This is a genomic window from Hoeflea sp. Naph1, from assembly GCF_046837775.1.
Classification (GTDB): Bacteria; Pseudomonadota; Alphaproteobacteria; order Rhizobiales; family Rhizobiaceae; genus Hoeflea.
The window spans coordinates 2,835,568-2,849,525 of record NZ_CP177286.1; the positions used below are offsets into that span (position 1 = coordinate 2,835,568).

At 58.0% G+C, this 13,958-nt stretch carries 13 protein-coding genes and 1 tRNA gene; 4 read left to right on the forward strand and 10 right to left on the reverse strand.

The window, feature by feature from the left end:
* Nucleotides 1–78: 78 nt before the first annotated feature.
* Entirely contained in the window at nucleotides 79–2,196 is a 2,118-nt protein-coding gene (recG, locus tag ACK6D9_RS13575) for an ATP-dependent DNA helicase RecG (RefSeq protein ID WP_412048913.1), read from the forward strand.
* 6 nt (nucleotides 2,197–2,202) lie between these two features.
* On the opposite strand, the gene ACK6D9_RS13580 is transcribed toward recG, so the two are convergent.
* From ACK6D9_RS13580 to glmU, 3 genes are all read right to left on the reverse strand, one after another.
* A complete protein-coding gene (locus ACK6D9_RS13580; RefSeq protein ID WP_412048914.1) occupies nucleotides 2,203–2,913 on the reverse strand; it encodes a DUF502 domain-containing protein in 711 nt (236 codons plus the stop codon).
* Nucleotides 2,914–3,011: 98 nt separating this feature from the next.
* Nucleotides 3,012–4,838, reverse strand: a complete 1,827-nt coding sequence (gene glmS / locus ACK6D9_RS13585) for a glutamine--fructose-6-phosphate transaminase (isomerizing) (protein ID WP_412048915.1) — start codon at nucleotides 4,836–4,838, stop codon at nucleotides 3,012–3,014.
* Between the two features lie 123 nt (nucleotides 4,839–4,961).
* Nucleotides 4,962–6,329: a bifunctional UDP-N-acetylglucosamine diphosphorylase/glucosamine-1-phosphate N-acetyltransferase GlmU gene (glmU, locus tag ACK6D9_RS13590; protein WP_412048916.1), complete on the reverse strand. Its 1,368-nt coding sequence runs from the start codon at nucleotides 6,327–6,329 to the stop codon at nucleotides 4,962–4,964.
* A 117-nt stretch (nucleotides 6,330–6,446) separates the two neighbouring features.
* On the opposite strand from glmU, the gene ACK6D9_RS13595 reads away from it, so the two are divergent.
* Complete coding sequence (locus ACK6D9_RS13595) at nucleotides 6,447–7,364, forward strand: DMT family transporter (RefSeq protein WP_412048917.1); 918 nt, start codon at nucleotides 6,447–6,449, stop codon at nucleotides 7,362–7,364.
* Nucleotides 7,365–7,386: 22 nt separating this feature from the next.
* On the opposite strand, the gene ACK6D9_RS13600 is transcribed toward ACK6D9_RS13595, so the two are convergent.
* A complete protein-coding gene (locus tag ACK6D9_RS13600) occupies nucleotides 7,387–8,136 on the reverse strand; it encodes a cytochrome c biogenesis CcdA family protein (RefSeq protein ID WP_412048918.1) in 750 nt (249 codons plus the stop codon).
* A gap of 334 nt (nucleotides 8,137–8,470) precedes the next feature.
* On the opposite strand from ACK6D9_RS13600, the gene ACK6D9_RS13605 reads away from it, so the two are divergent.
* A tRNA-Lys gene (locus tag ACK6D9_RS13605) sits at nucleotides 8,471–8,546 on the forward strand.
* A gap of 202 nt (nucleotides 8,547–8,748) precedes the next feature.
* Nucleotides 8,749–9,480 (forward strand): endonuclease/exonuclease/phosphatase family protein, encoded by a 732-nt coding sequence (locus tag ACK6D9_RS13610; RefSeq protein WP_412048919.1) that lies wholly within the window; start codon nucleotides 8,749–8,751, stop codon nucleotides 9,478–9,480.
* Between the two features lie 23 nt (nucleotides 9,481–9,503).
* Here the strand turns inward: ACK6D9_RS13610 and cls are convergent, their stop codons facing one another.
* The 6 genes from cls to sdhC form a co-directional block, all read right to left on the reverse strand.
* On the reverse strand, nucleotides 9,504–10,925 hold the full coding sequence (gene cls / locus ACK6D9_RS13615) for a cardiolipin synthase (protein ID WP_412048920.1): 1,422 nt from the start codon (nucleotides 10,923–10,925) through the stop codon (nucleotides 9,504–9,506).
* 372 nt (nucleotides 10,926–11,297) lie between these two features.
* Complete coding sequence (locus tag ACK6D9_RS13620) at nucleotides 11,298–11,681, reverse strand: DUF488 domain-containing protein (RefSeq protein ID WP_322989861.1); 384 nt, start codon at nucleotides 11,679–11,681, stop codon at nucleotides 11,298–11,300.
* On the reverse strand, nucleotides 11,678–12,016 hold the full coding sequence (locus ACK6D9_RS13625; protein WP_322989860.1) for a carboxymuconolactone decarboxylase family protein: 339 nt from the start codon (nucleotides 12,014–12,016) through the stop codon (nucleotides 11,678–11,680). Before ACK6D9_RS13625 ends, ACK6D9_RS13620 begins: the two co-directional genes overlap by 4 nt.
* Nucleotides 12,017–12,519: 503 nt before the next feature.
* Nucleotides 12,520–13,173, reverse strand: coding sequence for an FAD-binding oxidoreductase (locus ACK6D9_RS13630; RefSeq protein ID WP_412048921.1), 654 nt, complete (start codon nucleotides 13,171–13,173; stop codon nucleotides 12,520–12,522).
* Between the two features lie 22 nt (nucleotides 13,174–13,195).
* Nucleotides 13,196–13,579: a succinate dehydrogenase, hydrophobic membrane anchor protein gene (gene sdhD / locus ACK6D9_RS13635; protein ID WP_412051812.1), complete on the reverse strand. Its 384-nt coding sequence runs from the start codon at nucleotides 13,577–13,579 to the stop codon at nucleotides 13,196–13,198.
* Nucleotides 13,576–13,953, reverse strand: a complete 378-nt coding sequence (gene sdhC / locus ACK6D9_RS13640; RefSeq protein ID WP_412048922.1) for a succinate dehydrogenase, cytochrome b556 subunit — start codon at nucleotides 13,951–13,953, stop codon at nucleotides 13,576–13,578. Before sdhC ends, sdhD begins: the two co-directional genes overlap by 4 nt.
* Nucleotides 13,954–13,958 lie beyond the last annotated feature (5 nt).

Below are 13,958 nucleotides of genomic sequence, written 5' to 3' on the forward strand. Positions count from 1 at the left end.
GTTATCCGGTTTCCATATCCTGTCGCTGCGCAATTGTCAGCCTTGCCTTTGGTTCAAAATTACCGTTCTTCTCATGCCATGCGACCGCTCGATCTCGATCCCCTGTTCAAACCCGTTTCAAGCCTGCCCGGAATCGGCCCCAAACTTGCCGAAGCATTGGCGCGCGTGACCGGCCGAGACGGCCCGGACGATACCCGCGCGCTGGATCTGCTGCTGTTGCCGCCGCACGGGTTGATCGACCGCGCCATGCGTTCGGGAATTACCGAATCTCCCGAAGGCGTTATTGCCACGCTTAAAGTTCGCGTCGATCGCCATCAACCTTCGCCGCCCGGCCGCAGATCCGCGCCCTACCGGGTCTATGTGCATGATGAGACGGGCGAATTGGCGCTGACCTTTTTCCATGCCAAGCAGGCATGGCTCGAAAAACTGTTGCCCGTGGGGGAAACCGTGCTGGTCAGCGGCAAGGTCGAATGGTTCAACGGCAGGCCTTCCATGGTTCATCCCGATCATATCGTCGGGGAGGCCGACGCCGCCAGCCTGCCGCTGATCGAGCCGGTCTATCCGCTGACCGCCGGCCTGTCGCCAAAAGTGCTGCGCCGGTCAATCGAGGCCAGTCTCGACTTGTTGCCGGAGCTGCCCGAATGGGCCGATCCGCACCTGGTGACAAAGAACAATTTTCCCGGGTTTGCCGAAGCTGTCAGGCACCTTCATTATCCGCAAAGCGCGGTCGATATCGAGCCGCAGACCCCTGTACGGCGGCGACTTGCCTATGACGAATTGCTGGCCGGGCAATTATCCCTGGCGTTGGTCCGCCAAACCCTGCGCAGGCTGCCGGGTCATCCGGTCAAGGCCGAAGGACGACTGCGCCAAGCGGTGCTTGATGCCCTGCCGTTCTCGCTGACTGGAAGTCAGCAGACCGCGGTCACGGAAATTCTCACCGACATGGCCGGCTCGGACCGCATGCTGCGCTTGCTGCAAGGCGATGTCGGCTCCGGCAAGACCGCCGTCGCCATGCTGGCCATGAGCGATGCGGTCGAGGCCGGCGGCCAGGCAGTGCTGATGGCGCCCACCGAAATTCTGGCCCGGCAGCATTTTGCAACCATCGAGAAAATGGCCGAAGCAGCAGGCATCAACGTCGTGGTGCTGACGGCGCGGGCCAAGGGCCGTGAACGCACAGAATTGCTGGAGCAGATCGCCAGCGGCGCCGCGCAAATAGTCATTGGCACCCATGCGCTGTTTCAGGAATCGGTGGTTTACGCCAATCTCACCCTCGCCGTGGTTGACGAGCAACACCGTTTCGGCGTGCATCAGCGGCTGCGGCTGACCGCCAAGGGCACCGCACCGCACATGCTGGTCATGACCGCCACGCCGATTCCGCGCACCCTGGTGTTGTCTGCCTTTGGCGACATGGATGTTTCCAAACTGACGGAAAAACCCGCTGGCCGGCAGCCGATCACCACGGTCACCATTCCCGGTGAGCGCATCGAGGAGATCGTGGCGCGGCTAAAAAGGGCACTGTTGGACGGCAAGAAGGCCTACTGGATCTGCCCGCTGGTCGAGGATTCCGATGAGAGCGATCTGATGTCGGTCGAAACCCGCCATGCTAGCCTTGCCGAAGCGCTTGGCCCGGACCTGGAGCCGCTGGTGGCGCTGGTTCACGGCCGCATGAGCCCTGCGGAAAAAGACCAGGCAATGAGCGCCTTCAAGGCAGGGCAAACCCGGTTGCTTGTCGCCACAACGGTGATCGAGGTCGGGGTCGACGTCCCCGACGCCACCATCATGGTGATCGAACATGCTGAACGTTTCGGCCTTGCCCAATTGCACCAGTTGCGCGGTCGGGTCGGGCGAGGCGAAGGCGCATCAAGCTGCATCCTGCTTTACCACGGACCGCTTGGCGACACAGCAGGTGCCCGTCTGCAGGTGCTGCGCGAGACCGAGGACGGATTTCGCATAGCCGAAGAGGATCTCAAATTGCGGGGTGAAGGCGAGGTGCTCGGCACACGTCAATCCGGTCTGCCAGGCTTCAGGCTCGCCAATCTGGCCGTTCATGCTGACCTGCTCGAAATCGCCCGCACCGACGCCCGTAACGTGCTGGAACAGGATCCGACGCTCTCGGGCCCCCGCGGCGACGCACTCAGGATGTTGCTCTATCTGATGCGGCGCGACGAGGCGATCCGTTTCCTCAGAGCCGGCTGAGCCAAGTCAGCTACCGTTTGCTCCGGTTTCAGGCGGCGTTTTGGTCTTGTTGTCAGGCTTTGACTTGATCGGCAGCGTTTTGGGAAAGTCCGGCGATACCAGTCCTGCCGAAATCACCATCTTGGCCGCCTCTTCGACGCTCATGTCGAGAATCAGTACGTCCTCGCGCGGCACGAACAGCAAGAAACCCGATGTCGGGTTGGGCGTGGTCGGCAGGAATACCGACATCGATTCCCCGACCGGCAACCGTTCCCTGACTTCGCCCCTGGTGTCGGTGGCAATGAAGACGATCGACCACAGGCCCTGGCGCGGATACTGGATCAGCCCGGCCTGCTTGAACGACCCGCTCTGCTCGGCGAGAACCGTCTGGAAAATCTGCTTGAGTCCCTTATAGAGACTGCGCACCAGCGGCATCCTGTCGAGCAGCATTTCGCCAACGGAAATGACGGAACGACCTACCAGATTGGCCGTCAGGAACCCGATCAGGGTGATCAGGAACAGCGCCATCAGCAGCCCGAAACCAGGGACCGTGAACGGCAGGTAGTAATCCGGATTGTAGACCAGCGGAATATAGGGTTTCACCCAGCCGTCGACCCACAGGATGAACGACCAGGTGAGGTAGGCGGTAATGGCGATCGGCGCCACGATGATCATGCCGGTAAGGAAATATGTCCTCAGCCGCATTCCCGGGCCCTGCCGCTTCGGCTTGTCAGTCATCGTCAATCACATCCCTCTATCCCGACGCGCAATGACGCATTCGTCGCCAATATATAGGGATCGCCTGCCCGCTTCGGCAAGCACAGTTCGGCGAAGACTTATTCGACGGTAACGGATTTGGCGAGATTGCGCGGCTGGTCGACATCGGTGCCCATGAAAACTGCGGTGTGATAGGCGATCAATTGGATCGGCAGCGCGTAGAGGATCGGCGCAACGATCTCGTCGACAACCGGCAACACGATCGTCGCCATGGTCTCAAGTGTGGTGGCCGCCGCGCCCCTCTCATCCGTGATAAGGATGATCTGGCCACCGCGGGCGGCGACTTCCTGCATGTTCGAGATGGTTTTCTCGAAATGCCGGTCATGTGGGGCGATCACGATCACCGGCATGTTCTCGTCAATCAGCGCGATCGGGCCGTGTTTGAGTTCGCCCGCCGCATAGCCTTCCGCATGAATATAGGAAATTTCCTTCAGTTTGAGCGCCCCCTCGAGCGCCAGCGGATAGCTGGTGCCGCGGCCAAGATAGAGCACGTCCTTGAACCGCGAGAGTTCCCGCGACAACGTCTCGATCCGCGCCTGTACTGAATTGAAAACTTCGTTGCACAATCGCGGCAGCTCGACCAGTGCCTGCACCATTGTAGCTTCATCGTCGTTTGAAAGCGTGCCACGGGCGCGCCCGGCGATCATCGCCAGCGCCGCCAGCACCGAAAGCTGGCAGGTGAAGGCTTTGGTCGAGGCAACGCCGATCTCCGGCCCGGCAAGCGTCGGGAACACGGCATTGGATTCGCGGGCAATCGTCGATTCGCGGACATTGACCACGGCACCGATCGTTAGCCCGTTGTCGCGGCAATAACGCAGCGACGCCAGTGTATCGGCGGTTTCGCCCGATTGCGAAATGAACAGCGCCGCCATATTGCCCGACAGCGGAATTTCGCGATAACGGAATTCTGAAGCGACATCGATTTCGACCGGCAGCCGGGCGAAGCGCTCAAACCAGTACTTGCCGATCAATCCGGCGTAGTAGGCAGTGCCGCAGGCCGACATCGCCAACCGGTCGAGATGGGCAAAGTCGATCTGGCTGCTGTCGAGTTTTACGCGGCCCTCGGCGAAGTCAATGTAGTGGCTGAGCGTGTGGGAGACTACTTCCGGCTGCTCGTAGATCTCCTTTTCCATGAAATGGCGGTGGTTGCCCTTGTCGACCACATAGATGCCGCCCTGAGAAATCTGGCTCTGCCGCTCGACCAGAGCGCCATCATGGTCATAGATTTCAGCACCGTCGCAGGTAATAACGGTCCAGTCGCCGTCATGAAGATAGGTGATCTTGTCGGTAAACGGCGCCAGGGCAATCGCGTCGGAACCCAGAAACATCTCGCCATCACCGTGTCCGATCGCCAGCGGTGGCCCAGAGCGCGCGCCCAGGATCATGTCCGGCTGGTCTTCAAACAGCACCGCCAGCGCATAGGCGCCCTCTAACCGGCCCAGCGTTTTCTGCATGGCCTCGCGCGGTGTCAGGCCTTCGGTGCGGTAGGCCGTAAGCAATTGCGCCACCACTTCGGTGTCGGTCTGACTGCTGAAAACCGCGCCATTGGCGATCAATTCAGCTCTGAGCGGCGTGAAATTCTCGATAATCCCATTGTGCACCACAGCAACGCCCAGGCTGAAATGCGGGTGTGCATTGGCTTCGGTTGGTGCGCCATGCGTCGCCCAACGGGTGTGCCCGATGCCGACATGCCCTGCCAGCGGCTGCCCGATGAGTTTGGTGTCGAGATTGATCAGCTTGCCTTCGGCGCGGCGGCGCTCAAGCTTGCCGTCGTGGATGGTGGCGACGCCGGCTGAATCATAGCCGCGGTATTCGAGCCGTTTCAGCGCGTCCACCAGCAGTGGGGCGACTTGGCGCTTCCCAACGATCCCGACTATGCCACACATATGATTCTCCCGATTGAGGTGATGGCCAAGGTCTTACGCAGCCCGACCGCCTGGCGCCAGTAGCGCTTGCCAGGCCATCCGCTCAATTTTGGTGACACGGCGTAACCCGTTTCATCTGCGCGTTCAGGTCTTTGCATTATTTTTCCGCGCCTTGAACGCAGCAATCTTGTCGCGCAGCACACGCGCCCGCCCCGGCTTGTTCTCCTGCCGCGCCCGCGCAATCGCCAACGCATCCTCCGGCACATCCTCGGTTACCACGCTGCCGGAGCCGACATAGGCACCGTTTCCGATCTTTATCGGCGCCACCAAAGAAGAATTCGAGCCGATGAAGCTGCCTTCGCCAATTTCCGTCAGGTGTTTGTTCAACCCATCATAATTGCAGGTGATCGTGCCTGCGCCGATATTGGCGCCAGCACCGATCACGGCATCGCCGATATAAGTCAGGTGATTGACCTTGGCCCCTGCCCCGACCTTCGCCTTCTTGATCTCGCAGAAGTTTCCGACCTTGGCTCGTTCGGCAAGCTCGGTCCCCGGACGCAGACGGGCAAAGGGACCAATCATTGCCCCTTCACCGACAACAGCGCCTTCAAGGTGACTAAACGCGTGGATGGTGGCACCGGCGCCAACGGTTACACCAGGACCGAACCAGACATTAGGCTCGACGGTCACGTCTGTGCCGAACTTGGTGTCGTGAGACAAAAACACGCTGCCGGGATCAATCATCGAAACGCCAGCCATCATCGCTCCATGCCGCGCCCGCGCCTGCCAGACCTGTTCGATATCAGCCAGTTCTGCACGAGTGTTGCAGCCCATCATGTCCGCCTCGGGGGCTTCGATGGCAACACATTTGAGGTCGCGCGCTCGGGCAATTTCCACAATATCGGTCAGATAGAACTCGCCCTTGGCGTTGTCATTGCCGATCGCCTCGAGCAGGCTGATCGCTTCGCGGCCGGAAAAGGTGATGATACCGCCATTGCAGAAATCGATCGCGCGTTCCTCGGCAGTCGCGTCCTTGTGCTCGCGAATGGCCACCAGTGCGCCATCGCGCTCGATCAGGCGCCCGTAGCCGGTCGGGTCAGCCGCGCGGAAGCCGAGAACAACCACGTCGGCGCCATTGCCGCGCTCGGTAATTGCGGCCTTCAGGCTTCCCGGGTCGATCAGCGGTGCGTCGCCATAGAGCACCACGACATCGTCAAACCCCTCGGCAATGATATCGCGCGCCATCAGCACCGCGTGACCAGTGCCCTTGCGTTCGGTCTGTTCGACAGCGCTCACCGGGATGTCGATCCCGTTGCTGGCAGCTTTGGTGACGGCTTCGGCGTCGCGCCCCACCACCAGCGCAACCTTGTCGACGCCGGCAGCCGCCGCCGCGTGGGTGACATGCGCGATCAACGGCAGATTGCCGACCGTGTGCAACACCTTGGACTTGGATGATTTCATCCGTGTTGCATCACCCGCCGCAAGTACGACGGCTAGACATGTCCGGGCCATTCAACACCTCTTCTTCGATTAGCGCTCATGCACTTAGCTGCGGCGATAGCATCGCAACAGGAAAAATTCTCTTTCCCCAATACACCGTCCTGATATGCAAGCACCATGACCACTGCAATGACACAGACCAAAATTTCTTTCATCACGCGGTATTTTCCGCTCACAGTGATGCTTCTCACACCGCTGTTCTTTTCCTCGAACCTCATTTTCGGCCGCGCGGCAATCTCGCAGGTTGCGCCGTTCACGCTGGCATTCTTGCGCTGGACTGCTGCGGCGATCGTTCTGGCGCCGTTTGTCTGGATGGCGCGTGATCGTGTCCGCGTTTATCTCGCCAACGAGCCGGTCCAGTGGCTGACCATGGGTTTCCTTGGCATGTGGCTTTGTGGTGCAGGCGTCTATTATGCGCTGGAATTTACCACGGCCACCAACGGCACGCTGATTTACACCACTTCGCCGCTGATGGTTATCCTGATCGAAAGGCTGTTTTTCGGGCGCGCCACACGCTGGCGTGAATTGCTTGGGATCACTGTCGGATTTTTGGGCGTGGCGATTATCGTCCTCAATGGAGATCTGGTCGGGCTTGCTGACTTCTCCCCCAACCGTGGCGATCTGATGTTCATTGCCGCCGCGTTTGCCTGGGCGCTTTATTCCGTGCTGCTCAAGGGCCGTCGCACCGCCGGTCTGCCAGTCTCGGCGCTGTTTGGAGCCATCACCGTTGCTGGAGCGCTACTCCTTGCGCCTTTCGCCCTTTGGGAGTGGGGCAACGACGCGCAGATGCCGGTCACCACTTCGGCATGGAGCAGCATCGCTGGTATTGTGGTGTTTTCATCACTCTTGGCATTTTCCGGGTACCAGTATGGCGTCGCCCGTCTCGGCGCCTCGACCGCCAGCGTGTTTATGTATCTGTTGCCAGTCTATGGCGTTGGCCTCGCCGTGCTGGTGCTGGGTGAACCCTTCCACAGCTATCATGCCGTTGGCATTGCAACCGTACTCGGCGGGCTGGTGTTGGCCACCGCACCCGGCGGTCGCCGCTGAGGTCTGGCAAGTGTCGCCAGGTTCAGCCGATTCGCCCAAGCGCCGGAAAAGTTTCGAGCATCCAATAGGACATGGTTGCCATGCCACCGGTGAGAAACAGCAGGCCGGTCAGCACCAGCAACCCGCCGGTGATTTTTTCGACCGTGCCGAGATGCCTGCGGAATTTGTGCGCAAACCGCATGAACCGTTCGGAAAACAGCGCCGCGATCCAGAATGGCACTGCCAGCCCGACCGAATAGGCCGCCAGCAGCAGCGCGCCTGAACTGACCGTGTCGCGGGAGGCCGCCACACCCAGCACCGCGCCCAGTACCGGGCCGATGCACGGGGTCCAGCCAAAGGCGAAAGCCAAGCCCATGACATAGGCGCCCGATAGGGTCGCGGGTTTGCCGCCACCTGAAAACCGCGCTTCCCGCGCCAGAAAACCGATCTTGAACAGCCCCAGGAAATGCAGGCCCATGATGATGATGATCACGCCGCCGATCTGCGCCAGCAGCTCGATGTTCTGACGCAAGATGCCGCCGATTGATGATGCCCCCGCGCCAAGCGCCACGAACACGGTGGCAAAGCCGAGCGTGAAAAACAACGACGCGTAAAACACCGCGCGGCGGGTCTCCGAGATTCGGGCATTGGCGCCTGCACCGCGAAAATCCTCCACAGAGACGCCTGCCATGTAGCACAGATAGGGCGGCACAAGCGGCAACACGCAGGGCGAAAGAAACGATAACGCACCGGCAAGCAGAACGGTGAGAAGCGGAATGTCGGCAATGGTCACGACGGGCTGGATCCTCGTTCAAGACAGTGGCGACCCGGAAACGGTCGCGTTTGACAAAAATGCGTCGATAGAACGCCGCTGATCGGCCCCCTGTTTAGCCCCGACACTAATGCGGCGCCAGTCACGTTTTCGAGCGTGCGGCGTCATGACAGCCCAACCGCAACGTGGCGATAACGACCACTCGATCAACCTCTGTCCAGCCTCAACACGTACGTTCGGGAGACCGCAGAAAAAACCGTCTTGGCGAGACCGTTTTGCTGTTGACCATGGCCGGATGCCTGCCTATGTTCCGCGCCACTCACGCCAGTCGCAATCCACTGCGGTCCGGGCTTGGGAGCGCGTAGCTCAGCTGGTAGAGCAACTGACTTTTAATCAGTAGGTCTCGGGTTCGAACCCCGACGCGCTCACCATTGAAAACTTCCAGATAATCTAATCAAAGCAATGAAATTCTGGTCACGGCAGATTCGCGTACATGATCAGAATCCAAACAAAGGTCACGCCGAATTGCTTGGCAACGGTTCCATCGCGATCATTTTCGATTGCCACACTGGTGACGAGGCCACTCTCAAAGCCAGACGAGACACCTCTGCAACAACATGCTAGGGCAATTCAATGATCGTCAAACTGCTTTGCTACAACATTCAGGCCTGTATTGGGAGCCGGCACTATAGTGATTATCTGTTCGGAATAAGAAACCAGGTTGCGCACAGCCCGGCGAAAGACAGAACGTTGAAAAAGATAGGCCGGTTCATTTCCGGCTTCGATATCGTGTGTCTCCAGGAACTGGATTTAGGCGGAAGACGGGGCGGTTTTTCATCCCAGTATGACGCGTTGAAGGCTGTGTCCGGTTTCCAGTTTGGCGTGTCACAAACAACAAGGGTAATCCCCGGGATTTCCCAACACGGCAACGCAATTTTTTCCCGCTTTCCGATCGATGATGTCGAAAAACATCAATTGCCCGGCAGGATGAAAGGGCGCGGTCTTTTGGTATGCAAAATACAAGATCATACAATTGCCAACACCCATCTAAGCCTCAATGCCAAAATGCAGGTTAGGCAATTGGAGCTGATCAAAGAAGTTTTGCAGGGGCAGAAAAACGCGGTCTTGGCAGGCGACTTCAATTGCCGTTCGGCCCGCTCATGGATACGGGATTTTACCAAAACGTCCGAATTGAATATAATTACCGGGAATTCGACGAACACTTACCCTTCGTGGAAACCTAATTCTGACATCGATCATATCTTTGTATCAAAATCGATTAAACACCATGGAGTCGAAGTTTTAAATGTGCGTCTTTCCGACCATTTGCCTGTAAAGGCAGAGTTAGAGTTGCAGGAAAAATAGAAACGTTCTTCGAAATATAAAAATTACAATAGTGGTGATGCGAGGCGCGCGAGATTTACCATTAATCTAAACAGGAGTGGGCGAGCAGCAAGGTGTCCAGTGGACATCGGCGCACTTAGTTCGAAATCCCTCTCCAGCATTGTCTTTATCTGCTGCCCAAATTCTTTGTCCACGACGATCAAAGTGGCTTCAAAGTTGAGACAAAACGAGCGATTATCCATATTTCCTGATCCCACAGAAGAAAATTGATCGTCAATCAACATAACTTTCTGATGCATGAAGCCAGGTTGGTATTGATTGACCATTGCCCCATTGGTCAGTGCACGGTCTATCCAGGCATGAACTGCCAGTCCAACAAGCCAGTGGTCACTGGTTTCCGGCACAAGCAACCGAACCTCGATCCCTCGCATGACCGCCAATTGGAGGGCGGTTAGGACCTCTTCGTCCGGCACAAAATAGGGTGTCGCAATCCAGATCGATTCCCGTGCTGCATTTATCGCCTGAACCACAAACAGCTTGAACGTATCATTCTTGTCTGCCGGTCCCGTGGCCAAGAATAAGGCGGTTCTTTCGTCATCTTGTATCGTCGGTACCGACCAATCGAGATTGAGCTGTTCACCGGTTGCCCAGTGCCAATCTTCCAGAAAGGAGAATTGTGCGGCTTTTACTGTTGGGCCGGTAAATCGAAGATGGGTATCTCGCCATCTTTGGTGCCTTTTTGATTTGCCCAGATACTCGTCACCAATGTTCAGCCCTCCGGCAAACGCAGTTTGAGCATCAAACACCGATATCTTTCGATGGTTCCTGAAATTTATTTGGAAGCGTTTCCCCATCCTGGTTGCACTTCCAAACGGGGAAACAAGTATTCCAGCTTTTCTAAGTCGATCAAAATATACCGCAGGAGTGCTGTTGCAACCTATTTCGTCATAGAGTAACCGAATTTCAACGCCTCGTTTTGCCGCGCTGATCAGGTGTTGGGCAAACTTACTACCTACCTCGTCATCATTTATTATATAGAATTGCATCAATATGCTTTGTGCCGATTGATCTATTGATCGGAAAAGAGCCCCGTAGGTTTCTTCAGCATCGACCAACAGGTCAACTTCATTACCTCTGGTGAACGGAAATCTCGCAAGTTTTTCGATAACCTGCATTGCTCCCAGATCGGTTTTCGTGAGTTGCAAAGTGGCGGGAAGCAGGTCGCTGTTTATTGGCGCTTTAGCTAATTGTATGCGAAACTTTTTGACGTAACCGCTGAAACGCCATCCGCCGAAAACGATAAATAGCGGGACAGATATGAACGGCATCGCGACCAGGGCGACCGTCCAGGCCACAGCGCCTTGACTACTGCGCTCTTGCGATATCGCAACAAGCGCAAAAACCACGCCAACGGCATAGACCAGCGGCACCACAATCAACGAAAATATGTTCAAGCTGATCGCCATCTTTTTGCCCTACCAGTTTCTCTCGTTGTAGCACAGGTTCGATTTTTAAACCCTGAAGCCGGACAAGGGATACGGGTTGCCCTCTCCTCCGCCCATCTGGAGGATTCGTCGGTGTGTGCTCTGAGACCGTAGTTTGGACCGCTGGATGCCTGATTTTGCCGGCTCTGGTCACAGCAACTGATTGGTGGTGCCACCGGAATCATGCAGTGGAATCGGGACGTTGTATCCGATTGCTGAATGAAACCGATACTCCGTTTTTTCTCGCGAATTCGCAAGGGTCAGGCCCCAGTACGGGTTTAAACATTCGGCCCGTATGTGGCGGTTGTCATTGCACGGCCAATGACTGCGCGAGGAGAGCGGTGGCTTGCCGCGTCACGGCAAACCGTCGGTCTGGGCCAGGCGTTCACGCAAATAGTCGCGCAGCACGACAGCCTGATTATACTCCCTGTCCCGGGCGGCAAAGAGCAGTGTCACCGGACCTTTTCGACACCAGTCGAGAAGGCGCTCGATGGGCTCTGGGTTTGCGTCCAGTTCTGTCAAATAGCGGCTGCGGAACGTCTCCCACTTCGCAGGGTCATGGGCAAACCAGCGCCGCAGGTCATTGCTTGGCGCGCTCTCCCGGATCCAGTCGTCAAGTTTGGCATCAACTTTCGAAACACCGCGTGGCCACAGGCGATCAACCAGAATCCGGGCGCCCTTCGTTTGGGCAGCATCGTCATGGATGCGCGCGATCTCGAGGTCCGGCGTCTGGCTCATGGTGTTTGCTCATGCCCCATCTCATCCAACGCCAACGCCGAATGGGCATAGGCGCCGCCGGCCCGCATTTCGGCGGCGACCCAGATCGCTTCCATGATCTCGGCTTCGCTCGCCTTGTGGCGCAGTGCCGCCTTGGTGTGGCCCTTGATGCAATAGGGGCATTGGGTGACGTGAGCGACGGCGACAGCGATCAGTTGCTTGGTCTTGGCATCCAGCGCGCCCTCGGCGAAAACCGCCTGGCTGAAAGCCTTGAACGCCTTGTCCGCTTCTGGCGTCAGTTCCTTGCGACGCTTTGCCGCCGCAGCGGTGTTGGTGGGATAAAGTAGATCAGACATGTGCGTTTCTCCTGTATTATCTAAGTGGTAGCCAAAATGCATGATGTTCTCGTCGAGCGGTGGACTCTCTTTTATCTGGAGTACCTGCAGAGTTTTGCCCGCAGCCCGTCGCGGGCATTCACCAGACAGAGCGGCTTGAGCTTCTGATCAAGGATGGCGGCGTTTTGGAAGCCGCGGGTCTTCTCCATACCCAAAGGTCGTGTATCCGATCATCGCCATGCGCAGGAGCCGAATACGGAGCACCGCGCTTCGATCACTGACACGGTGTCGGGCGGCTGTTACAGCTGCCTGCTATCCGGGTTAATCGTGGGTGGACGACTGCTTTCAGATACAATTGCCCGCTGCAAAAGCGCAGTGTTCGGGTCGGCGCACGGCAGACGCCTGGCATCGTCGGCAGAACTTGTTCGCCTGGTATCAACGCTTTTGCGTCCGCACGGACACCCAGACTGGAATTACAGTCAACGTCCGTTGACCGCCTTGCGGGCAGTTCCATCCGGCGGATATCAGATGCCCTCCTCCACAATGTTTTGGTCCTCGACGCCGAGCTCGTGCAGCGCTTCACGCACCGCATCCATCATCGGCGGCGGACCGCAGAGATAGCAGCGGCTGCCGGGCTCGACGAACCGGCGCAAGTAGTCCCGGTCAAGCCTTTGCTGCGGCACGCTGGCACCCGGTTGATCCACGACGAAGGCGGTCTTCAGACCCTTCATGGCCTCGAATTTTTCACGCCAGATGATGTCGGCTTCGGTCTTGTTAGCGAAGACCAGGGTCGAGCCTGCAAGTGTTCCGTGTTCGTGCAATCTCTGGCGCAACACCGCAATCATTGGTGTGATCCCTGCCCCGCCGGCAATGAACACGCCCGGCCCCTGATCGGAGATCGCGCCGAACGGCTCCTTGATCAGCACATCTTCGCCCGCCTTCAACGCGCCGATCTGTTCGGTCATGCCGTGGTGGTCGGGATAGGACTTGATGACGAATTCCAGTGTTGGCTCGTGGGGTAAACTAACGGGTGTAAAGGGGCGCCCCTCATCCTCCCAGCCCGGTTTGAGCAGATACAGATCCACCCCTTGGCCGGGGCTGTATTGGAACCCTTCGGGCCGATCGAAAACCAGATGATATGTATCATGCGTGACGGGTTCGATGCGCTTCAGCGTCATTCGATAATTCATGGAGAACCTCCTAGCTAGTCAACGCGATCAGCAGCACTGCGACGACGCCGACCGTGGCGCCGGCAATGCAGGCAAGCTGAATGAGGACAACGGCGAGAAAACGCGCGCGGGAATGGATGTAGTCCTCGGCTACAACCCTAAGCCCCAGCGCCGCATGGTAAAATGCAGCAATCAGCAGCAACACCATCAACATGGCGTTCAGCGGCGACCCGAGCCAGATCGTCAGCGCCGCATGATCCGCGGCCGCGCCGCTGCGAAGCGCCACCACCAGCCACAGCGCTAGTGGAACCAATGCAATAGCCGAGGTTCGCTGCGCCGCCCAATGGCCAACGCCATGACCGGCAGCCCCAAGCCCACGGGCAAGATTGGAGGGTGTGATGCGACGCACCATCATACCAGCCACCACCCCCAAAGTGCGATTGTCAGCAAAAGGCTCGCCGCCATCACCGCCCATCCGCCCACATATATGGAACGTAGTTCAAAGCCATGAACGCTGTCCCAGACCAGATGTCGGATGCCGTTGCAGAGGTGATAAAAGAACGCCAGTGTGAATAAAAACAGCAGGACCCGCCCAGGCAGTGACAGAATGAGTGAATGCATCGCCGAGAATGCGTCGGGACCCGCAACGCCTGCCAATAACCATAGGACGAGACCGAAGGCGCCAAGGCTCAACCCTACACCTGACAACCGGTGTCCGAACGACATGACCGAGGTAAGTTGCGGCCGGTAGTTCTGCATGTTGGGCGATTTCGGGCGGGGATGGGTCATCTCGG

Excerpts from the sequence above, each read along its gene's own strand:
- glmS (WP_412048915.1), bottom strand. The coding sequence starts at position 4,838 with ATGTGTGGCATAGTCGGGATCGTTGGGAAGCGCCAAGTCGCCCCACTG.
- sdhD (WP_412051812.1), bottom strand. The coding sequence starts at position 13,579 with ATGATGGTGCGTCGCATCACACCCTCCAATCTTGCCCGTGGGCTTGGG.
- ACK6D9_RS13610 (WP_412048919.1), top strand. The coding sequence starts at position 8,749 with ATGATCGTCAAACTGCTTTGCTACAACATTCAGGCCTGTATTGGGAGC.
- ACK6D9_RS13620 (WP_322989861.1), bottom strand. The coding sequence starts at position 11,681 with ATGAGCCAGACGCCGGACCTCGAGATCGCGCGCATCCATGACGATGCT.
- ACK6D9_RS13625 (WP_322989860.1), bottom strand. The coding sequence starts at position 12,016 with ATGTCTGATCTACTTTATCCCACCAACACCGCTGCGGCGGCAAAGCGT.
- cls (WP_412048920.1), bottom strand. The coding sequence starts at position 10,925 with ATGGCGATCAGCTTGAACATATTTTCGTTGATTGTGGTGCCGCTGGTC.
- recG (WP_412048913.1), top strand. The coding sequence starts at position 79 with ATGCGACCGCTCGATCTCGATCCCCTGTTCAAACCCGTTTCAAGCCTG.
- ACK6D9_RS13595 (WP_412048917.1), top strand. The coding sequence starts at position 6,447 with ATGACACAGACCAAAATTTCTTTCATCACGCGGTATTTTCCGCTCACA.
- glmU (WP_412048916.1), bottom strand. The coding sequence starts at position 6,329 with ATGGCCCGGACATGTCTAGCCGTCGTACTTGCGGCGGGTGATGCAACA.
- sdhC (WP_412048922.1), bottom strand. The coding sequence starts at position 13,953 with ATGACCCATCCCCGCCCGAAATCGCCCAACATGCAGAACTACCGGCCG.
- ACK6D9_RS13630 (WP_412048921.1), bottom strand. The coding sequence starts at position 13,173 with ATGACGCTGAAGCGCATCGAACCCGTCACGCATGATACATATCATCTG.
- ACK6D9_RS13580 (WP_412048914.1), bottom strand. The coding sequence starts at position 2,913 with ATGACTGACAAGCCGAAGCGGCAGGGCCCGGGAATGCGGCTGAGGACA.